The 21853-nt window shown below is 34.9% G+C and carries 21 protein-coding genes; 17 read left to right on the top strand and 4 right to left on the bottom strand.

What is annotated here, in order from left to right; genetic code table 11:
* The first annotated feature begins 122 nt into the window (after nt 1–122).
* Entirely contained in the window at nt 123–1349 is a 1227-nt protein-coding gene (locus tag EKM02_RS01115) for a multidrug effflux MFS transporter (RefSeq protein ID WP_126451729.1), read from the top strand.
* A 21-nt stretch (nt 1350–1370) separates the two neighbouring features.
* Here the strand turns inward: EKM02_RS01115 and EKM02_RS01110 are convergent, their stop codons facing one another.
* From EKM02_RS01110 to EKM02_RS01100, 3 genes are all read right to left on the bottom strand, one after another.
* Nucleotides 1371–2720: a DEAD/DEAH box helicase gene (locus EKM02_RS01110; RefSeq protein WP_126451636.1), complete on the bottom strand. Its 1350-nt coding sequence runs from the start codon at nt 2718–2720 to the stop codon at nt 1371–1373.
* A gap of 142 nt (nt 2721–2862) precedes the next feature.
* Nucleotides 2863–4407: a DEAD/DEAH box helicase gene (locus EKM02_RS01105; protein ID WP_126451635.1), complete on the bottom strand. Its 1545-nt coding sequence runs from the start codon at nt 4405–4407 to the stop codon at nt 2863–2865.
* Nucleotides 4408–4513: 106 nt separating this feature from the next.
* Nucleotides 4514–5041 carry a DUF6155 family protein gene (locus EKM02_RS01100; protein ID WP_126451634.1) on the bottom strand — a complete coding sequence of 176 codons (528 nt, stop codon included), beginning with the start codon at nt 5039–5041 and terminating at the stop codon, nt 4514–4516.
* A 102-nt stretch (nt 5042–5143) separates the two neighbouring features.
* Between EKM02_RS01100 and EKM02_RS01095 the strand changes: the two genes are divergently transcribed.
* Nucleotides 5144–5422 carry a DUF3817 domain-containing protein gene (locus tag EKM02_RS01095; RefSeq protein ID WP_126451633.1) on the top strand — a complete coding sequence of 93 codons (279 nt, stop codon included), beginning with the start codon at nt 5144–5146 and terminating at the stop codon, nt 5420–5422.
* Nucleotides 5415–6671: a mechanosensitive ion channel family protein gene (locus EKM02_RS01090; RefSeq protein ID WP_126451632.1), complete on the top strand. Its 1257-nt coding sequence runs from the start codon at nt 5415–5417 to the stop codon at nt 6669–6671. The genes EKM02_RS01095 and EKM02_RS01090 overlap by 8 nt, the downstream gene beginning before the upstream one ends.
* A 34-nt stretch (nt 6672–6705) precedes the next feature.
* On the opposite strand, the gene EKM02_RS01085 is transcribed toward EKM02_RS01090, so the two are convergent.
* Nucleotides 6706–7095 (bottom strand): acyl-CoA thioesterase, encoded by a 390-nt coding sequence (locus EKM02_RS01085; protein ID WP_126451631.1) that lies wholly within the window; start codon nt 7093–7095, stop codon nt 6706–6708.
* Between the two features lie 69 nt (nt 7096–7164).
* On the opposite strand from EKM02_RS01085, the gene EKM02_RS01080 reads away from it, so the two are divergent.
* The 14 genes from EKM02_RS01080 to EKM02_RS01015 all read left to right on the top strand — a co-directional run bounded on the left by EKM02_RS01080 (nt 7165) and on the right by EKM02_RS01015 (nt 21846).
* On the top strand, nt 7165–7569 hold the full coding sequence (locus tag EKM02_RS01080; RefSeq protein ID WP_126451630.1) for a glyoxalase: 405 nt from the start codon (nt 7165–7167) through the stop codon (nt 7567–7569).
* A gap of 290 nt (nt 7570–7859) precedes the next feature.
* Entirely contained in the window at nt 7860–8573 is a 714-nt protein-coding gene (locus EKM02_RS01075) for an esterase family protein (RefSeq protein ID WP_126451629.1), read from the top strand.
* A gap of 18 nt (nt 8574–8591) precedes the next feature.
* Nucleotides 8592–9533 (top strand): RimK family alpha-L-glutamate ligase, encoded by a 942-nt coding sequence (locus tag EKM02_RS01070; RefSeq protein ID WP_126451628.1) that lies wholly within the window; start codon nt 8592–8594, stop codon nt 9531–9533.
* Between the two features lie 68 nt (nt 9534–9601).
* Nucleotides 9602–10711 (top strand): carboxylate-amine ligase, encoded by a 1110-nt coding sequence (locus EKM02_RS01065; RefSeq protein WP_126451627.1) that lies wholly within the window; start codon nt 9602–9604, stop codon nt 10709–10711.
* A gap of 40 nt (nt 10712–10751) precedes the next feature.
* Entirely contained in the window at nt 10752–11582 is an 831-nt protein-coding gene (locus tag EKM02_RS01060) for a type 1 glutamine amidotransferase (protein ID WP_126451626.1), read from the top strand.
* A gap of 12 nt (nt 11583–11594) precedes the next feature.
* Nucleotides 11595–12785: a hypothetical protein gene (locus EKM02_RS01055; protein ID WP_126451625.1), complete on the top strand. Its 1191-nt coding sequence runs from the start codon at nt 11595–11597 to the stop codon at nt 12783–12785.
* Nucleotides 12786–13253: 468 nt separating this feature from the next.
* Complete coding sequence (locus EKM02_RS01050; protein ID WP_126451624.1) at nt 13254–13817, top strand: gluconate 2-dehydrogenase subunit 3 family protein; 564 nt, start codon at nt 13254–13256, stop codon at nt 13815–13817.
* 53 nt (nt 13818–13870) lie between these two features.
* A complete protein-coding gene (locus EKM02_RS01045; RefSeq protein ID WP_126451623.1) occupies nt 13871–15574 on the top strand; it encodes a GMC oxidoreductase in 1704 nt (567 codons plus the stop codon).
* A 10-nt stretch (nt 15575–15584) separates the two neighbouring features.
* The gene (locus EKM02_RS01040; protein ID WP_234423127.1) at nt 15585–16745 is read left to right on the top strand and encodes a Gfo/Idh/MocA family protein; all 1161 of its coding nucleotides are present in this window, start codon (nt 15585–15587) and stop codon (nt 16743–16745) included.
* Between the two features lie 39 nt (nt 16746–16784).
* Complete coding sequence (locus EKM02_RS01035) at nt 16785–17837, top strand: sugar phosphate isomerase/epimerase family protein (protein ID WP_126451622.1); 1053 nt, start codon at nt 16785–16787, stop codon at nt 17835–17837.
* A gap of 18 nt (nt 17838–17855) precedes the next feature.
* The gene (locus EKM02_RS01030) at nt 17856–18230 is read left to right on the top strand and encodes a c-type cytochrome (protein ID WP_126451621.1); all 375 of its coding nucleotides are present in this window, start codon (nt 17856–17858) and stop codon (nt 18228–18230) included.
* Between the two features lie 101 nt (nt 18231–18331).
* Entirely contained in the window at nt 18332–19786 is a 1455-nt protein-coding gene (locus EKM02_RS01025) for a Gfo/Idh/MocA family protein (RefSeq protein ID WP_126451620.1), read from the top strand.
* 32 nt (nt 19787–19818) lie between these two features.
* Nucleotides 19819–20556: a DUF1080 domain-containing protein gene (locus EKM02_RS01020; protein ID WP_126451619.1), complete on the top strand. Its 738-nt coding sequence runs from the start codon at nt 19819–19821 to the stop codon at nt 20554–20556.
* A 57-nt stretch (nt 20557–20613) separates the two neighbouring features.
* Nucleotides 20614–21846: a nucleoside permease gene (locus tag EKM02_RS01015; protein WP_126451618.1), complete on the top strand. Its 1233-nt coding sequence runs from the start codon at nt 20614–20616 to the stop codon at nt 21844–21846.
* The last annotated feature ends 7 nt before the right edge of the window (nt 21847–21853 follow it).

Here is a 21853-nt window from a genome sequence, read left to right as displayed (position 1 = left end):
TATTTAGCAGCTCTTTGTCCATTATCATAAATCACATTAGTGTGGAAAGTGGTTTGATTCGCATCTTAATTATTTACCTTTGCAAAAAATTAAAAATTGCGACTTAAATGAATAATACCGAAATGAACAAAAAAAAATACATTAAATTAATCCTCATTTTAGGTTCTCTTACCGCACTTGGCCCATTTTCAATTGATATGTATTTACCTGGTTTTGCCGGAATTGCTAAAGATTTGAATACTTCTGTTGCCAATGTGTCCATGACATTATCCAGTTATTTTATTGGAATTTCTGCTGGACAATTGCTTTATGGTCCGTTATTAGATCGTTTTGGCCGAAAAAAACCGCTCTTTATTGGATTATTGGTTTACATATTAGCCTCTTTGGGCTGCGCATTTGTCACTGATATTGATACTTTTATAGGGCTGAGATTCATTCAGGCTGTTGGGAGCTGTGCTGCTACGGTAGCCTCAGTGTCAATGGTTCGGGATTTATTTCCTGTAAAAGAGATACCTAAAGTCTTTTCTTTATTGATGTTGGTTGTAGGGCTTTCGCCAATGCTGGCACCCACTGTAGGCGGTTATGTTACTACTTATTACGGTTGGCATACTGTATTTTTTATACTGATGTGCATGGGAATTGTAATTCTTGTAGCGGCTCAAATTATTTTGCCTAATACTTACAAACCGGACACTTCTATATCATTAAAGCCAAAACCAATTATTTCTAATTTTATACGCATTGTTAAAGTGCCTCAATTTTACACCTATGCGTTTACAGGAGCAATCGCTTTTTCTGGTTTATTCACGTATGTAGCAGCCTCTCCTATTTTATTTATGGATATTTTCAAAGTAGATGGTACAACGTATGGCTGGATTTTTGCCTTTATGTCTTTGAGTTTTATAAGCGCCAGTCAGCTTAATTCTTTTTTATTGCGGAAATTTACCAGTGAACAAATTATTTTTGGGGCCTTAATTACACAGTCGGTAATCAGTGTTTTATTTCTGACATTAGCAATCAATGGTCTTTTAGGTTTGTATGAAACAATCGCCATGCTGTTTTTATTCTTGGCGTGTTTAGGAATCTCTAATCCTAATACAGCAGGACTGACTCTTGCTCCTTTTTCAAGAAATGCAGGAAGCGCGTCTGCCTTGATGGGTGCGATTCAATTGGGATTAGGTGCTTTGGCCTCTTTTGCGGTTGGTGTTTTTGTAAAAAGCTCTATGTTACCAATGGTTTTGATTATGACAACATCAACAATACTGGCATTGATTATTTTAATTATCGGAAAACGAAACATAAAAAAAACCATTACAACTTCAGGTGATGAAATTATAATAGCTCATTAACAGTTTATGAAAAAGAATGAATTAATTCATTCTTTTTTGTTTTTTTATTGGTTTCTCCGTTTTTGAAAGGACTTCATTTTTTGCTTGAAGCAAGTGATTGGCCAGGACCTTTTCTATTAGTTCGTCTTTCGTCAAATGATGAAAAACTGTTTTTATTTTATCTTTTAATTCTGTAGCGATGTCATGATTGGGTTTTGTCTTGAAGATTTGCTTCGCCCATAACAACGTATTATTTTCTTCAATACTGGCAAGAGTTGGTTTTTTGAATTCTTTGAATTGTATTCCCAATTCTTTTTCGAATTCAGCAATTTCAACTACTTCTTCCGGCTGCAATACCGTCAATGAAAGTCCCTTTGCTCCTGCTCTTGCAGTTCTACCGCTACGATGTACGTATGCTTCATACACATCAGGCAAATGATAATTGACTACATAAGAAATTTCTTTTACATCAATTCCTCTTGCTGCTAAATCTGTTGCGACTAATATATTGATATGTCCTTCGCGGAATTGCTCCATGATTCGGTCTCTAATTCCCTGTGATAAACTTCCGTGTAATGCACCAGAAGAAAACCTATTGATTGCCAAGTTTTTAGCTAATTTATTGACTGCTGCTTTTGTTTTACAAAAAATGATACCGCGTTCACCCTCTTTAGAATTCAGAAAATGCATCAAAACGTCCAGTTTTTCAATAGGATTTACCACAATATACTGATGATCAATTCCTTGATTTCCTACGGTTTCCATATTGGCACTGACATGTACCACATTTTTATTCAAATAGTTTTGAATCAATTGTTTTATGCTTCCGGGCATGGTGGCCGAGAATAAAAAAGTCTTATGCGCTGCTGGCAATTCAGCAATAATTTCATCTAAGCCTTCTTTTAATACAGTCACCATTTCATCGGCTTCATCGAGCACGAGGAATCTGGTTTCTTTTAAGTTTATGGCTTTGCGCTGAATTAAATCAATTAATCTTCCGGGCGTTGCCACTACAATATGTGTAGGTGTTGCAAGGCGTTCTATTTGCGGTTTGATTGGAATTCCTCCGCATGTTGCTGCAATGGAAACTTCAGGCAAAAAGGTAGCAAAAGACTCTAAATTTTTATATATCTGTTGGCCTAATTCCCGAGTTGGTGCAAGAATTACTGCTTGTATCAAAGGTGATTTTACATCTATTAATTGTAAAATTGGCAATCCAAAAGCAGCTGTTTTTCCGGTACCTGTTTTAGCAAGTCCAACCAAATCCGTTGTATTTGACAAAAGTAACGGAATCGTTTTTAGCTGAATTTCTGTTGGTACAACAATTTTCAATTCGGTAATCGCTTTTACTATTGGTGCTGAAATTCCTAAATCAGAGAATTGTTTTGGCATTTTTTTGAATTTTATATTTTATAAAAAATAGTTGTTTTGTAACGGTAATTTTAGCCCCGATAGCAGTGAAAATCCTTTTATTTTTTCTTTAAAAATAAAAGATTGAAACGAATAGCGGGATTAGCTCCTTGAAAAATAAATATTACTCTTCATCCGGTTCGTTCATGATTTTTTCCCGGTATTTTTTCCCGGTCAATAATACCAGTTTCAATTTGTAATCATCTACTAGCCATTCGCGGTAATTTTTACTGCACTGGCTCAAACATTTTGAATAGCGCTTGATGCGGCAATCGATGTCATCATCCAGTTCTTTTCCCAGCGCTTTTGCTTCTTGTAAGGTTTCAGAATTATCCACACACATGGCGGCATGTTGCTCTAGGGATTTTTCTAGCACTACTTTGGAACGTAAATTTTGTTTGATAATGAGTTTGTGTTCTTCATCCACATCAAAGGTTACTACTTCTGTTTTACTGAATTTAGCACGTAATTCCGGTGGCATGCTGTATTTAAAATACAATTCTATTTCTGTATCGTCTCGTAAGTTTTCCAGGTAAAACTCCGGAGATTTAAAGATATGCTGCCAGTTTACCGGCTCACTCCACAGGCCAAATCGGGCGGCGTTATTCCCTAAATCGATCACATTGAAAATATCTTTGTTGGGTAATTTTCTGGAACCACGACCGATCATTTGGTAATATAAGGTCAACGATTTTGTTGCTCTGTTCAGGATTATGGTCTCTACGGTAGGCTCATCAAAACCGGTAGTAAGAATTCCCACTGATGTCAATATGGCATCAGGTGTATGCTTGAACCAATGTAAAATATCTTTTCTTTCCTCGTTATTACTGGTGTTATCTAAATGGCGAATGGCATAACCGGCTTCTCTAAACGTTTCGTATACATATAAGGAGGTGTTGATTCCGTTATTGAAAATCAAGGTTTTCTTGCCTAATGATTTCTCCGTGTAGGCATGCAATAACTTTTCCTGCATGGCCATATTGGTGTACAAATCATCAGATGATTTTACGGTATAATCGCCATTGATCCCTACTTTCAGGGAGGTCAGACCCACATCATAGCTATAGGTAACTGCTTTGGCCAAAAAGCCATTTGTAATCAAGGAACTAATGGTGTCTCCTACGATTAATTCATCGTAGCTTTCATGCATTGGCAATTTGATATTTGAGCTTAAAGGTGTTGCGGTTACCCCTAAAATAAAAGCATTTTTGAAAGAGCTCAATAATTTGCGAAAGGAATTGTAATGTGCCTCATCAATGATGACCAATCCTACATTATCTAAATGCAGTTTTTCATCGTTGATTCGGTTTTTTAAAGTTTCCACCATGGCTACAAAACAGGAATAATCGTTTTGATCCGGAAGTTCTTTTACTTTACTGTTGATAATTTTGTTTTTCACATCAAAACCCTTCAACATTTTTGAGGTTTGCTTACACAACTCAATTCTGTGGGTCAAAACAACTACTTTTTTATCATGTTGCGATAAATAACGGCGCACAATTTCAGAAAAAACCACTGTTTTTCCACCACCGGTGGGCAATTGGTATAACAAATGGTGTTGTGGCGGTGCATTATCAATGCGCTCAAAGATGGCATCTATATCGCCTTTTTGGTACGCATAAAGTTCTTTTTTGTCTTCTATTTCTATTTCTAAAGTGTTTTGGGACATTGCTTATTGTTGGGTTTTTGCAAAAATACGCCTAAAAAACAGTTTAAGTATCAATTTTTATTAAAAATAAACGGAATGATTAAATAAATTTGAATTATGTGAGGATTTAATATTCTAATCGTTCTAAAATGGCATTAAATTCTGGTTCATTGTACCATTTTTGCAAAATAGTTTCAGTATGTATGGCACTAATTCTTTTTTTGAAATCAGCAAGTATTCCATTTGCAATCAAGAAAACCACGGCTTGCTGAAAGGAATTATACATGCTTTTGAAAAATAATTCTTGCTTTATATCCTGTTCTGATGAGAATGTTTGTGCTATTTCAATATTGTAAAGCATTGCATCCGCAATTACAAAAGGATCTACTCCCAAAAGCGTAAAGTGCTTAATGTATTTTTGGGCAACGGAACGCCTCATTTTAGGTTTACTGCGTCTTCCGGATTTTTTCAGAGGATAATATTCATTGGAAATTTTGAGTTTGCATTCCTTCAAAAGCGTTTCTTCTTTTGGATTAAAAACAAAATCATAATAGACTTTTACAGAACTGAATTTGTCGTACAATTCGAGTATTTGCTCTTCGAGTTGTTCTTTATTCAATTCGGCTACATATTTTTTTAAATCGCGTTTGCTCATTATCAAAGTTTAAGATTACAAAAGTAATTTACTTTAGGAATCAATGCGTGGTAAATCAATGATAATCCTTAATTTTGTCAATTATCACTTAAAAAAAAATAAATGCTTAAGATTTTTAAAATTACAGCAATAGTAGAAGGTATATCCGCCTTATTGTTATTTTTCTTTGCCATGCCAATGAAATACATTTTTAATGATCCTATTTATGTCAAACACATTGGAATGGCTCACGGCGTATTATTTACTGCTTACATTATCTTGGCAACAATTTTAAAGTTTAGTGAAAAGTGGAATTTTAAAAAGTATTTTATCATTTGTATTGCGTCAATTCCTCCTTTTGGGACTTTTTACATAGAAAAGAAATACTTGCGAAATGTATAAATTAATAGAAAAAATATTCACTTTTCTATATCTAGTACTCAGGAAATGGGGTTTAGGGAACAGTCTGGCTTCTTATTTTAGTTTGGTGCTGAACATTATTATTTTGTGTGTATTGGCGTATGTCATCTACGCAATTTTTAGACTTGTTTTAGTTACTATTATGGCCGTTATTGCCCAAAAAACCAAAACCAAATTTGATGATTTGCTGGTAACTAACAAAACGGCTAAATACATTGCACATTTAATTCCACTATTGTTTATTTACAAATCTGTTCCAATAATTTTAGAACGATTTGAATATTGGGAAGGCTTTTTCGGGAAATTGGTTGGAATCTATATCATCATTCTGATTTTATGGATTATACGAACTATTTTCAATGCGTTGCGTGATTACTTAAAACTAAAACCAAGATACAGCGACAAACCTATTGACAGTTTCATTCAGGTAATCATGATTATGTTATGGGTAATTGGAATTACATTAATCATTTCAAAATTATTTGAGATTGATAAAAAAGAGCTTTTAACTATTTTAGGAGCTGTTTCAGCGGTAATCATATTAATTTTTCGAGATACCATTTTAGGTTTTGTATCTAGTGTTCAAGTATCCATAAACGATATGGTTCGAATTGGCGACTGGATTACGATGGATAAATTTGGTGCCGATGGAGATGTCATCGAGATCAATCTGGCAACGGTAAAAGTTCGAAATTTCGATAATACCACAACCACAATTCCAACCTATAGTTTGAGTTCAGATTCGTTTCAAAACTGGCGCGGAATGCTGAATTCAGATGGCCGACGCATCAAAAGACACATTCTGATAAAAACAAGCAGCATTCGGTTTTTAGAGGAATCAGAATTAAATGACTTAAAAAAAATTCATCTAATATCGGATTATATAGGCACTCGCAAATTAGAAATAGACGACTATAATTCTAAACATAAAATTGACAAATCCATTGCTATTAATGGGCGAAATTTGACAAACTTAGGTTTATTTCGAAAATACATCACGGAATACCTGTTCAATTATCCAGGATTAAACAAAGACATGTTGATGCTTTGCCGTCAGTTACAATCAACTTCCCATGGTGTACCGCTTGAGGTTTATGCCTTTTCACATGACAAGCGATTTGAAAACTATGAATACATCATGTCGGATATATTTGATCACATCATTGCTTCCATAAAATATTTTGATTTAGAAATTTTTGAAACAACTGCAGAAAGTGAATCTCAGGTTTAATCTTTTTACTTAAAAAGTATAAATGCACTTCGTATCAAATTAATAATCTGTTTTTCACATATTCAATTGCTGTTTTTCCATGTGCCTTAGGTTTTCCATCCGCATCTAAGTTAACCATTGTGGTGTGATCAATTGTAATGATTGTCTCGCGTGTCATCATATTTCGTGCCTCGCATTTCAGCGTGAGTGAGGTTGTGCCAAATTTTAAAACATCAATTCCAATTTCGACAATATCACCTTGTCTGGCCGAACTTCGAAAATTGATTTCCGACATGTATTTGGTTACGATTCTGGTATTTTCTAATTGAATTATGGTATACAAAGCCAATTCTTCATCAATCCAAGCTAATAATTTACCGCCAAATAAAGTTCCGTTAGGATTTAGATCTTCGGGTTTTACCCATTTTCTAGTGTGAAATTTCATATTTTTTCTTTATAAATGTAAAATTAAACTTTTCTTACGGCTATTTTCTCTATTTTTAAAGAAAAAATCATGAACGAACGCGATACTTTTTTAAAAGAATTCCGAGGACAAACAATAGGTTCCGTAACCATACAATCCACAACAGAAGAATCATTTCAAAATGAGGTGTTACGCCCCATTCTAAAGTTGCAAAATGACTTATTTGCAGCATCCTTCCTCAATTATGTCAACAAAAATAAAATTGATTTCTACAGTTATACACTTGATAAAAAAGTATCCGTCATGGAAAATGCAATCCAGAAAGACATCAAGTTTAGAAATTCTCTGAAAGGAATGATCATTGGTTTATTTACAGCCGATGAATATGCTCTTTATGTACAAAACTCCTCAAATATCAATAAAAGAATGATGAGTATGCTTGTAGAACGATTAAAAAGTCATGTATCACTGTATGAAATTAATAAAAGCAACTAGAGCTATTTCTTCCTTATTTTAGAAATTTAGGATTTCCTAACCAAAGAGTAAGTACAGGACAGCTCCAAACACTTATTTTAGGTCTAAAAACCTTTAAATTTAGAGTACAGCGTTGTTAAAATACGTTGACTTGTTGTTTATAATTTAAAAAACGGCTCTTTATTTATCTAAATTTTACCATTTAGATCCAATTTATTAATCCTAATCTTTTTTACAATAAATATGTGTTAAGTATAATTTTATCTGATTTTTGTGTTATTTTTTTCATTATAATTGTTAAAACTAATTTCATGAAGGAAGAGTATTTCAAATGGCATTCCCCTAATTTAAATAGAGAGATAGAAATGTTGGTTTTTGGACATGCCGGATATCCTGTAATTGTATTTCCTACTTCTATGGGGAGTTACCATGAAAATAAAGATATGGGATTAATTGATGCTGCAAAATGGTATCTGGAACAAGGTTTGATCCAAATATTTTGTCCTGATAGCATTGATAAAGACAGTTTTTACAATAAAAACATATATCCTGTACATCGAATAGAAAACCACCTCAGGTACGATAAAATGATTTGTCACGAAATCGTTGAAAAAGTAAAGAATAATACCTCCTCAGGCAAAGTGGCTCTTGCTGGTTGCAGTTTTGGCGGGTATCATGCGGCAAATTTTGCTTTTAGACATCCTGGTTATGTAAGTCATTTGTTTTCTATGAGTGGCGCTTTTAATATCAAGAGTTTTATGGATGGTTTTCATAACGATGATGTGTTTTACAACAGCCCGGAAGATTATTTATATGGACTTAATGATCCAGAATTATGGAAAATGGATATTGTGCTTGGGACGTCTAATTGGGATATTTGTTTTGATGCAAATTTAAAATTAAGTAAAGTGTTGAGCGACAGAAACATTCATCATTGGTTGGATATTCGTCAGGAACGAAAACACGACTGGCCGGTATGGAACGAAATGTTTCCACATTATTTATCCAGAATAAAATTATTTTAAAATTATAAACATATCAAGATGAAAAAAATTGGAATTTTATTTGGAATGGAAGATACATTTCCACAAGCCTTCATAGATCGTGTCAATTCAAAAAACGAAAAAGAAATTATAGCTGAAGCTGTGGTTATTGATAAAGTAGTTCAAAATCAAGATGGTGAATATGCCGTAATTATTGATCGCATTTCGCAAGATGTCCCTTTCTATCGTGCATATTTGAAAAATGCTGCTTTAACAGGGACAAATGTAATCAACAATCCTTTTTGGTGGAGTGCCGACGATAAATTTTTCAATAACGCATTGGCCGATACTCTGGGAGTTCCGCTACCTAATACGGTACTTCTCCCATCGGCGGAACATCCTACGGATACGACCGGAAAATCATTCCGAAATCTAAAATACCCAATGGATTGGGAAGGAATTTTTGATTATATTGGTTTTCCAGCTTATATGAAACCGTATGCTGGAGGTGGCTGGAAAAATGTGTATCGATTAGAAAATGTAGAAGAATTTTGGGAGAAACATAGGGAAACGGGGAAACTGGTGATGATGCTACAGGAAGAAATTGTTTTTACAGAGTATTTCAGAGTCTATTGTTTGGGTTGCAAAGCCGTTAGGATTATGCAATACGAACCCACAAATCCGCATCATTTGCGTTATGTACTTGATGGGCCGCCTGTGGATAAAAAATTATTAGCTACTATTAAGGATTATACTTTACGTCTTTGCAAAGGATTGGGTTATGATTTTAATACGGTTGAATTTGCAGTCCGTGATGGTATTCCCTATGCGATAGATTTTGGAAATCCCGCACCAGATGCTGAATTAACTTCGGTAGGCGCAGAAAACTTTGAGTGGGTTGTAGAGGAAGCTGCAAAAATGGCAATCGCTGCTGCAAAAAAACAGAAATCCGGAAAGATGAATTTGACTTGGGGAACATTTATGAAAGATGCAGTAAAATAGTTTTCACTCACAGTGTTCAGTAAACAGACTGTAAACTTTGACTGCGACTGAACACTAATACAATAATTATGTTAAAGAAATTACCTGTTTTTACCCTCGGTGTAGAAGAAGAATATCAAATTATAGATCCTGTAACCAGAGATTTACGGTCGCATTTATCTAAAATTGTAGATGGTGCGAAGATCATTTTAAATGAGCAAGTAAAGGCTGAAATGCATCAATCTGTGGTCGAAGTGGGTACCAATATTTGCAATAATGTGAATGATGCCAAAAATGAGATTCGGTTTTTACGTTCTAAAATCGTTGAATTAGCGGAAAAACAAGATCTTATTGTGGGGGGTGCCGGGACGCATCCTTTCTCGAAATGGCAAGATCAACCAATAACTGATGATCCTCGCTATCACGATATTGTCAATGAATTGCAAGATGCAGCACGTTCTAATTTAATTTTTGGAATGCATTGTCATGTAGGAATTGAAAATCGGGAGATTGGCTTGCAATTAATGAATCAGGCCACATATTTTTTGCCGCATATTTTTGCGCTTTCAACGAACTCTCCTTTTTGGGAGGGAAGAAAAACAGGTTATAAGTCCTTTAGAACGAAAGTTTTTGACAAGTTTCCAAGGACAGGTTTGCCGGAATATTTTGATTCGGTGAGTTCGTATGAGAATTATTTGGATACATTAATAAAGACTAATTGCATCGATAATCCAAAGAAAATCTGGTGGGATTTACGGTTGCATCCTTTTTACAATACGATTGAATTCAGGATTTGTGATATGTCATTGACAGTGGATGAAACCATTTGCATTGTTGCCATTATTCAGGCAATTGTTGCTAAACTCTACAAATTGAACATAAACAATACTAGTTTTAATGTGTATCGACTGGCTTTGATAAAAGAAAATAAATTTCGGGCGGCACGTTACGGCATTGAGAATAATATGATCGATTTTGGTTTGCAAAAAGAAGTAGAAACAAAAATGCTTATTCTAGAACTGCTTGATTTTATTGATGATGTGGTGGATGAATTGGGAAGTCGTGCTGATATAAATTATGTCCATGAAATTTTAAAAAACGGTACCGGTGCTGATAAGCAACTGGCTATTTTTCAAGAGACTGGCGATCTTTCCTGTGTGGTTGACTTCATAACAGGAGAATTTACGAAAGGATTATAAAATATAAAGTACCTTTGTTCATTATTTTTAAAAAAAAAGTATGTCTAATAAAATTATAAAAATAGCCCTTCTGGACATGTACAATGGTGAACCCAACCAGGGAATGCGATGTATTATTGATGTAGTCAATAGGTTTAGTCCCGTTGTTAGTTTTGAAATATTTGATGTTCGGGGAAAATGTGAATTGCCGGACAAGAATAAATTTGACATTTATATTTCAACTGGAGGACCAGGAAATCCGTTAATTGGTGATGGAAACTGGGATGTAAAATACTATGAATTTATCGATTCCTTGAATAAATGGAATACTGAAAATAGTATTAAAAAACATGTTTTATTCATTTGTCATTCTTTTCAAATGGCGTGTTTGCATTTTGGATTGGCTACGGTAACCAAACGAAATGACACTTCTTTTGGGGTGATGACCATTCATAAAACCAAAGAAGGACTCGTGGATCCCTTGTTCGAGGGATTAGCAGACCCTTTTTATGCGATAGATTCCAGAGACTATCAAGTGGTTCAACCCAAGTTAAGTATTTTTGCAAAAAAAGGAGCGAAAATTATTTCATTAGAGAAAATTAGGGATCATATACAATACGAACGCGCAATTATGGCCGTGCGTTTTACCGATTATTTTGTGGGTACTCAATTTCACCCGGAAGCAGATCCCATTAGTTTTGTTTCTCATTTAAGAAATAAAGAAGCAAAGGAAAAGATCAAGAATATGAAAGGAAAAAAGAAGTTCAGAAACATGCTGGAGGATTTATTAGATGATGATAAAATATACAGAACTAATGAAACTTTGATTCCTAATTTCCTTCGAATAGCAATTAATGACTTGCTGAAAACAAAGAAGACACTTTCTAATTAATACGATTTCAAAATGATTTCAAAATATCGGGAGTTATTTAATACTCAATTTACAGAAAAAAAATATCAGGAATTCAAAGATGATATTGCTGCCGATTTTAATTACCTGCCTACTTTCCGGTTAGGCGAAACCCCCTTTTTTATTTCGAAGGAGCTTAAAGAACAATTGATTGAAGGCTGTAATGATGTTATAGCTTTCATTCAGAAAAATGACTTTAAATCACTTACAAATAAATCATTAGAGCTAAATAATACTGTTCCTAATGAGGATATACATACTACTTTTTTAGCAATTGATTTTGGAATTTGTGAAGAAGACGGAGTACTTATTCCAAAACTAATTGAAGTACAGGGATTCCCCTCTTTGTACAATTATCAAATGCATTTGTACGAAAAATTCAAAAAGCATTATCCATTTCTTAACGAATTAACTCCATTTATTAATGCTGTTGAACCACAGGAATATCTTACTATTTTAGAAGAAGCGATTTGCAACCATCATCCAAAAGAAAATGTTATTCTTCTTGAAATAGAACCCGAAAAACAAAATACCAAGATTGATTTTTATTACTGCAAAAGAGACATTGGCATCCCTATCGTTTGTGTTACTGAACTCATAAAAAAAGGAAAACAACTGTTTTACAAAAATGCAACAGGCAATGAAATATTGGTAAAAAGAATTTACAATCGGGTTATTTTTGATGAATTGGATTTGAGAACAGATTTAAGACTTAATTTTAGTTTTTCAGATGATTTGGATGTGGAATGGGCGGGACATCCCAACTGGTTTTTCAGAATCAGTAAATTTATTTTACCTTTCTTAAAAGGAAAATATTGTATTGAAACGACACTATTAAGTGACTTGGCAGTAATTCCTCAGGATTTAGAAAACTATGTTTTGAAACCGCTTTTTTCTTTTTCAGGAACGGGCGTTATTTTTCATGTCACAAAAAAAGATATTGAAGCCGTTGTAGATAAAGAATTATATATTCTTCAAAAAAAAGTAAATTATCTTCCTATTGTACACGCTCCTGAAGGGAAAGTAAAAGCTGAAGTCCGAATCTTGTGTGTTTGGAAAAAAGGTGATGCCGCACCTACTCTACTCTGCAACTTAGTCCGCTTGAGTCGTGGCGAGATGATTGGCGTGAAATTCAATAAAGATAAAGATTGGGTTGGAGGCACTTTAGGCTTATTTGAAAGGTAGACAATACTTCCCCTTTGTAACTTTCAAAAATTCCATTTTTTAGCGGGTTGCACATTTGAATTACTTCCTATTTTTAAAATATAAAAACTTCTTTTTTACTACAAAACAGGAAATATATTTTAGATTATTTAAATGGTTCTTTAACTAATACTGTCATTTTAACGCATTGAAATACTGTGAGAAGAAAATACAGCTATATTTTATAATTAAAAACTTGTTAATTTTAGATTAAAAACAATTTAAAAATCGTTTTTTATTTTTTTTTGCTTCTTCAAACATTTTTTTTTTCTTGATTTCATTGATTCCAACTACTGTTTAATGAATTTTTGAAAGTGATTCCCTTAATAATTTGAAAAATATGGAATTATTCAATATTTTAACATAAAAAAAATTAACCTGTTTTTTTTTTCTTTATTATTGTAATGTTATAATAAATTAAGAAGAATCAATAATTTTAATAATTAGCAAATGAATAGAAGAGAAGCACTTAAAAGCGTTGCATTTTTGATGGGAAGCGCAATCTCAGCAACAACAATGGGCGTTTTATTTGAAAGTTTTACTTTGCCCGAAAAAGAAAAAAACAGCGTATCTTTTTCTGCTGCAGATGAAGAAATTTTGGCTGAATTTGCCGATATCATTATACCTACTACAGCCTCTTCGGCAGGAGCAAAAGCTGCAGGACTGGGTGCTTTTATTCCAATGATTATTAGAGAATGTTATCCTGCAAAAATGCAAGAAATTTTTGCTTCCGGGATGCAGGAAATGCAAGCAAAATGCGTTAAAGATTTCAATAAAAATTTCTTATCAATGTCAGTTGAAGAGCGTCAGCAATTAATGACTTCATTACGAGATGAGGCAATTGCAACTGATAAAGCACCTTCATTCTTTTTGATTGCTAGAGATTTAACTCTTCTTGGCTATTATTCTTCAGAAATAGGTTGTACACAAGCACGCGAATACCTTCCAGTTCCGGGACGCTACGATGGTAGTGCAGACTACAAACCCGGACAAAAAGCTTGGGCAACCAACTAGTCTTATTAGAACCTACTGTTAGAAACTATTTTATTAAATAAAAAATACTACCCGTGAATATAAATACCAATTTGAAAGAGGAAAATACGTATGATGCTATTGTTGTAGGATCTGGAATTAGTGGTGGTTGGGCTGCAAAAGAACTTACCGAAAAAGGATTAAAAGTTTTGATGTTAGAACGCGGAATGAATATTGAGCACATTAAAGATTATGAATCCGCCATGAAAGCACCATGGGAATTTGAACGCGCTGGCAAGCTTACCGAAGAACAAAAAAGAACCCATCCGGTTCAAACAAGAGATTATCCATACAATGAAGCTACCGAAAAATGGTGGGTGAATGACTTGGAATGTCCCTACACAGAAGACAAACGTTTTGATTGGTACAGAGGATTTCATGTGGGTGGAAAATCTTTAATGTGGGGCCGTCAAAGTTACCGTTTTAGTGACCATAACTTTGAAGATAATGCCAAAGATGGTCATGGAAATGACTGGCCTATTCGATATAAAGACCTTACCAAGTGGTATGATTATGTAGAGAAATTCGCAGGAATAAGTGGGCAAGCTGAAAATTGGCCCCTATTACCGGATGGTAAATTTTTGCCTCCAATGGATTTAAATTGTGTTGAAAAATCAGTTAAAGAAAGATTAGAAAAACATTATAATAAAACCCGTATTCTTACAATTGGTCGTACTGCTAACTTAACTGTACCCCACAAAGGGCGTGGCAGCTGTCAGTACAGAAATTTATGCAGTCGAGGCTGTCCATTTGGAGCCTATTTTAGCACCCAATCCTCTACACTACCTGCTGCAATGGCAACCAATAGATTGACCGTGAGACCCTACTCAATTGTGAATCATATTATTTATGATAAAGACACTAAAAAAGCAAAGGGTGTTATGGTTATTGATGCAGAAACAAATGAAACAATGGAGTTTTATGCTAAAATTGTTTTTGTAAACGCATCCACTTTAGGATCAACATTCCTTTTATTAAATTCAACTTCAGAAGCGCATCCGAATGGAATGGGTAATGCCAGCGGACAATTAGGCCATAATCTTATGGATCATCATTTCCGTTGTGGTGCAGAAGGAACAGCTGAAGGTTTTGAAGATAAATACACGTACGGAAGAAGAGCTAATGGTATTTATATTCCAAGATATCAGAATGTAGGTGGTGATAAACGAGATTATTTAAGAGGTTTTGGGTACCAAGGAGGTGCCAGCAGAGGATCATGGCATAAAGAAGTTGCCGAATTGGCTTTTGGTGAAAACTTTAAATCGACTATGTCATTACCTGCTGATTCCTGGAGTATGGGATTAGGTGGTTTTGGAGAAATGCTGCCGTATTATGAAAACAAAGTGTACATCGATCATAGCAAAAAAGACAAATGGGGACAACCAGTTTTAGCTATTGATTGTGAATACAAAGAAAATGAAGCAAAAATGCGGGAAGATATGATGAATGATGCTGCAGAAATGCTGGAAGCATCTGGAATCAAAAATGTGCAAACCTATGATAACGATTGTTATCCTGGAATGGCTATACACGAAATGGGTACTGCCAGAATGGGTAATGACCCCAAGGATTCCGTTTTAAATAAATGGAATCAATTGCACGAAGTTAGTAATGTATTTGTTACCGATGGTTCTTGTATGCCTTCTATTGCGTGTCAAAATCCATCATTAACATTTATGGCTTTGACGGCTCGTGCCTGCGATTATGCAGTAAAAGAATTAAAAAAAGGAAATATTTAGGTTCATCATTATGAGAAAATTAAGAATGGGAATGGTCGGTGGTGGTCAAGATGCCTTTATAGGTGCAATTCACCGCTTAGCCGCCAATATGGATGGACTAATTGAATTAAAGTGTGGTGCATTAAGTATAAAACCAGAAACTGCAATTGCATCTGGTAAAGCCTTGTTTCTTCCGGAATCAAGAACATATTTAACGTATGACGAAATGATTAAAGCGGAAGCGGCTTTACCTGCTGACGAAAGAATCGATTTTGTTACTATTGTTACTCCAAATTTTGCCCATTTTGCACCTGCAATGATGGCTTTAGAGCATGGTTTTAATGTAGTAATTGAAAAACCAATGACTTTTTCATTGGAAGAAGCAAAACTATTGAAACAAAAAGTAGAAGAGACAGGATTACTACTTTGTTTAACACATACGTACTCCGGGTATCCAATGGTCAAACAAGCGAAAGCTATGGTCAGCGAAGGAAAATTGGGTAAAATTAGAAAAGTTTTAGTAGAATATCCCCAAGGATGGTTAAGTACACTATCCGAAAGAGAGGGAAACGCACAAGCTGCATGGCGAACAGATCCTAAAAAATCCGGAAAAAGTTCTGTAATGGGAGATATTGGTACGCACGCCTCTCATTTAGCCGAATATATCACCGGAGCTAAAATTACCGATGTTTGTGCAGAATTAAACACATTAGTTGAAGGCCGCGTAATGGACGATGATGGAGCTGTACTATTGAAATTTGACAATGGTGCTAAAGGCGTTTTAATAGCATCGCAAGTAGCAGCTGGAGAAGAAAACGCTTTAAAAATCAGAGTTTATGGCGAAAAAGGTGGAATCGAATGGTTTCAACATGATCCAAACACTTTAACGGTTAGGTGGTTAAATAAACCAACTCAGGTTTTAAGAGCTGGATCTAACTATGCACATTTATCTTCATTTGCAACACATAATTGTAGAACTCCAGGCGGACATCCAGAAGGATATTTAGAGGCATTTGCTAATATTTACCGCAACTTTGCCTTAACGCTTGGTTGTAAATTAGAGGGCACGGCACCTACTGCTGAAATGTTAGACTTTCCTTCTGTTGAAGATGGAGTGAGAGGAATGGCATTTATAGATAACGTAGTCGCATCATCACAATCGGATAAAAAATGGACTCCCTACGTTTTGTAATTTATTAGGAATTCGTAGACCTCTTATATACCAAATATTATGACAACAATTCAAGGGCCTGCGGTCTTTTTAGCACAGTTTATTGATGATAAAGCTCCTTTTAATTCCTTAGATGGGATTTGTAAATGGGCTGCTGATTTAGGCTTTAAAGGGATTCAAATGCCAACATTAGATACCCGTTTCATTGATTTACAAAAAGCGGCAGAAAGTAAAACCTATGCGGATGAACTAAAAGGAACAATTGCTTCTTACGGACTAGAAATCACTGAATTATCAACCCATTTACAAGGGCAGTTAGTGGCTGTTCATCCTGCTTACGATGATTTTTTCGATTCCTTTGCCCCTGTAAATGTTCATGGAAATCCTAAAGCAAGGCAAGAATGGGCTGTGCAACAATTGAAATATGCGGCTAAAGCATCTCAAAATTTAGGGTTAAATGCACATGCCACTTTTAGTGGTTCTCTACTTTGGCAGTACTTTCATCCTTGGCCACAACGACCTCCGGGTTTAGTAGAAGATGGTTTTGCCGAATTGGCTAAACGCTGGTTGCCCATTTTAAATGAGTTTGATCAAAATAGTGTTGACCTTTGTTACGAAATTCATCCCGGAGAAGATTTATTTGATGGGGAAACCTATGAAATGTTTTTGAAAGCGGTGAATAATCACTCCAGAGCTTGCTTGTTGTACGATCCATCGCATTTTGTTTTACAACAATTAGATTACATCCAATATATCGATTTTTATCATGAACGGATTAAAGCATTTCACGTAAAGGATGCCGAGTTTAATCCTACAGGAAAGCAAGGGACTTTTGGAGGCTATCAAAGCTGGGCAAATCGTGCTGGACGTTATCGTTCTCTAGGCGATGGTCAGATTGATTTTAAAACTATATTCAGCAAACTAGCCCAATATGATTTCAAAGGATGGGCAGTAATGGAATGGGAATGTTGCATTAAAAATCAGGAGGATGGAGCGCGTGAAGGTGCTGAATTTATAAAAAATCATATTATAAAAGTTACTGATAAAGCATTTGATGATTTTGCTGCAGTAGAAACAAATCAGGCTTTTAACAAAAAAAACTTAGGATTATAAAAACTTAAATACAATAAAATGAAATTAAAATATTTCTTTTTTGGGGTTGCACTAATTAGTTTAACCTCATTTTCCAATGATAATTCAGAAGAAAAATATATTGAAACTACTGCGCATTCAAACCTTGTTGTTCAAACTTCTGAAGGAGAGAAATTAATAGCTAAATCCGATTGCATTGGATGTCATAAATTAGACAAAAAACTAATTGGTCCCTCTTACTTAGACATTGCTAAAAAATATGCTTTAAATGATAAAAATGTTGCCTATTTATCCGGTAAAATAATAAAAGGTGGCTCTGGGGTTTGGGGTTCAATTCCCATGTCTGCGCATGCTTCACTGAAAAAGAATGAGGCAAATTCTATGGCAAAGTATATTTTATCCTTAAAAAAGTAAATTAAAAAGCGCTTTTAAAGAGTCAATATAATTCTAGAATGTCGAAAATAAAATCATGATGTTACACAATTTTTTGCTATAAACTAAACTGGATTAAAATAATGAAACAAAAAGAAGAAGATAAAATTACAAATAACCGTCGTGATTTTATAAAAACAACCGCCATAGCTGCAGCAGCTTTTATGATTGTTCCCCGTCATGTTCTAGGAAGAGGATTTGTTGCGCCAAGTGATCGTTTATCAATAGCCAGTATTGGTGTTGGTGGACAAGGTAAATTTGATGTCAGTATGTTTGCCAGAAGTGGAAAAGCGGATATATCGTTTTTATGTGATGTAGATACCAGAAGAGCCGCTGCAAGTGTAAATGCATTTCCTAAAGCTAAATTTTATACCGATTGGCGTGAAATGTTAGACAAAGAACATAAAAATTTCGATGCCGTTTCAGTTTCAACTCCAGATCATAATCATGCTATTCAAGCACTTGCTGCTATGCAATTAGGAAAACATGTGTATGTTCAAAAACCTATGGCACATGATATTTACGAAGCTCGAATTTTGACACAAGCTGCTACAAAATATAAAGTGGTAACCCAGATGGGAAATCAAGGTGCCTCGAATGATGGTACCAGAATAATGAAAGAATGGTATGAAGCAGGTTTAATAGGCGATGTTCACACGATTCATGCTTGGACAGACCGTCCGGTTTGGCCTCAAGGGATTCCTTGGTCTGCTAATAAAGCGGATATTCCAAAAGAATTAGATTGGGATTTATGGTTGGGAACAGCTCCTTACAAAGAGTATGTAAATAAATTAGTGCCCTTTAACTGGCGCGGTTGGTGGGATTATGGAACAGGTGCATTAGGCGATATGGGCTGTCACTTGTTAGAAGCACCTTTTAGTGTATTAAATTTAAAATATGCTAAAGATGTTCAATGTAGTGTAGGTTCTGTATATGTAGATGAGTTTCAAAGAGGATATTTTCCTGAGAGTTGTCCTCCCTCAAGTCATGTTACCTTAACTTTTCCAAAAACGGAGAAAACAAACGGTGACGTTGCAGTACACTGGATGGATGGTGGAATTCAGCCGGAAAGACCTTCCGAATTAGGTTCGAATGAAATTTTTGGAGACGGTGGAAATGGTACCTTATTTACAGGAACAAAAGGAAAAATGATGTGTGATACCTACGGTTTAAATCCGCGTTTGCTTCCTCTAAGCAAAAATGAAAATCTCCAAGTTGCTCAAAAATATGCAAGGGTGATCGATGGTTCAGAAGGACATTACAAGCAATGGATTGAAGCTGCTATTGCTGGTTATGGAAAAAAAGAATTAAGTTCTCCTTTTGAAATTGCCGGTCCTTTAACTGAAGCTTTATTGATGGCAAATCTTGCGATCAGAGGATACGATGTGATGCGAGAAGAGCTTGGAGAAGAAGTGTACCCAGGACGTTCCGCAAAATTATTATGGGATAATGATGCCATGAGAATTACAAATTTTGATGAAGTGAACCAATTTGTGAAACGGGATTATCGTCAAGGTTGGAAAGCTTTAACTTTATAAGCAAGATTAATTATTAATTCAAAAATTCAAAAATGATTAAAAATATTTGTACTTCATTACTTGTTATGATACTGATTCAAACCGCAAATGCACAGCAAGCGCCCATACCAAAAGGATTTAAATCCATATTTGACGGACAATCCACAACGGGATGGCACAGTTACGGAAAAACAACAGCTGGTTCCGGTTGGAAAGCGGAAGAGGGTGTGTTGCATTTTGATCCTACAGCTGCCCAAAACGGTCAAGGAGGCGATTTGGTAACTAATGCAGAATACGAGAATTTTCATCTAAAACTAGAATGGAAAGTCGCGGAAAATGCCAATAGCGGTATTATTTTTTATGTAAACGAGGATTTGACAAAATTCAAAAATACTTATGAAACGGGTCTGGAAATGCAAGTATTGGACAATGACGGTCATTCTGACGGAAAAATTGAAAAACACCGTTCAGGGGATTTATATGATTTAATAAAAAGCACCTCAGAACCAGTAAAACCAGTAGGAGAATGGAATTCTGTTGACATAGTATGTAAATTTGGAAAACTGACAATGTTATTGAATGGCGTAAAAGTAGTTGAAACTACGCTTTGGGATGCTAATTTTAAAACATTGGTAGCCGGAAGTAAATTTGCTACTTGGCCAGGTTTTGCTGCATTCAAAAAAGGTAAAATTGCACTACAAGATCATGGAGATAATGTATGGTTCAGAAACATTATGATCAAAGAATGGAATACTATGAAAATTACAACCGGATGTGAAGCGGGTATGTAATTGATCTCTAAAAAATAAAAAAACAACCAAAACCAAAAAATAAAAAACCACTGACTAATGAATAGTACCATCCGAATTAAATTATCCATAATGATGTTCCTGGAATTTTTTATCTGGGGCGCATGGTTTGTAACCCTGGGTACCTTTCTGGGTAATAATCTAAAAGCATCAGGATCAGAAACTGCTGCAATTTTTTCAACACAATCATGGGGCGCAATTATTGCTCCTTTTATTATAGGTTTAATAGCGGATCGTTATTTTAATGCGGAGAAAATTTTAGGAATACTTCATCTTGTTGGGGCATTTTTAATGTACCAAATGTATCAGTCAGAAGAAGTTGGGATGTTCTACACCTACGTTCTGAGTTACATGATTTTATACATGCCCACATTAGCATTAGTCAATTCAGTTTCTTTTAATCAAATGAAAGATCCGGAGAAAGAGTTCGCAAATATCAGAGTTTGGGGAACTATAGGTTGGATTTTAGCAGGATTATCTATTAGCTTTATATTTCATTGGGATACTGCGGAAGCAATTTCTCAAGGATTTCTTAAAAACACCTTCCTTTTAGCAGGAATAGCCGCTTTAATTTTAGGTATATTCAGTTTTTCTTTACCAAAAACACCACCAAAAGTAAGTGAAGAAAAAATAAAAATTGGAGATATCATAGGTCTTGATGCTTTAAAATTGCTGAAAGATAAAAACTTCGCCATCTTTTTTATATCGTCAATCCTGATTTGTATACCTCTTGCCTTTTATTACCAAAATGCACATCCATTTTTGACAGAATCAGGCGTTGAAAATCCTACTGGAAAAATGGCAATAGGTCAAATATCCGAAGCATTATTCTTATTATTGATTCCTGTATTTTTTACCCGTTTTGGTTTCAAAAAAACGATCTTAATCGGGATGTTAGCATGGGCAATTCGTTATGTTTTATTCGCTTATGGCAATGATTTAAGCTTTATGCTTATTATAGGTATTGCGCTGCACGGTATCTGTTATGATTTCTTTTTTGTTTCGGGCCAAATTTACACCAATTCAAAAGCGGGAGAAAAATACAAAAGTGCTGCTCAGGGTTTAATAACTTTAGCCACTTACGGAGTTGGTATGTTAATTGGTTTTGCAGTTGCAGGATGGATAACGGACAATTATAAAATGGCAGATGGGGCTGTAAACTGGCAAATGGTGTGGATTATTCCTGCTGGAATTGCGTTTGCTGTATTCTTACTTTTTGCCCTTTTATTTAATGAAAAAAACAAAGGAGAAGAATCCACTTCTGCTATATAAAAATTAA

The organism is Flavobacterium sp. RSP49 (assembly GCF_003968735.1).
Lineage (GTDB): Bacteria > Bacteroidota > Bacteroidia > Flavobacteriales > Flavobacteriaceae > Flavobacterium.
This window is presented reverse-complemented; position numbering and strand designations above follow the sequence as displayed.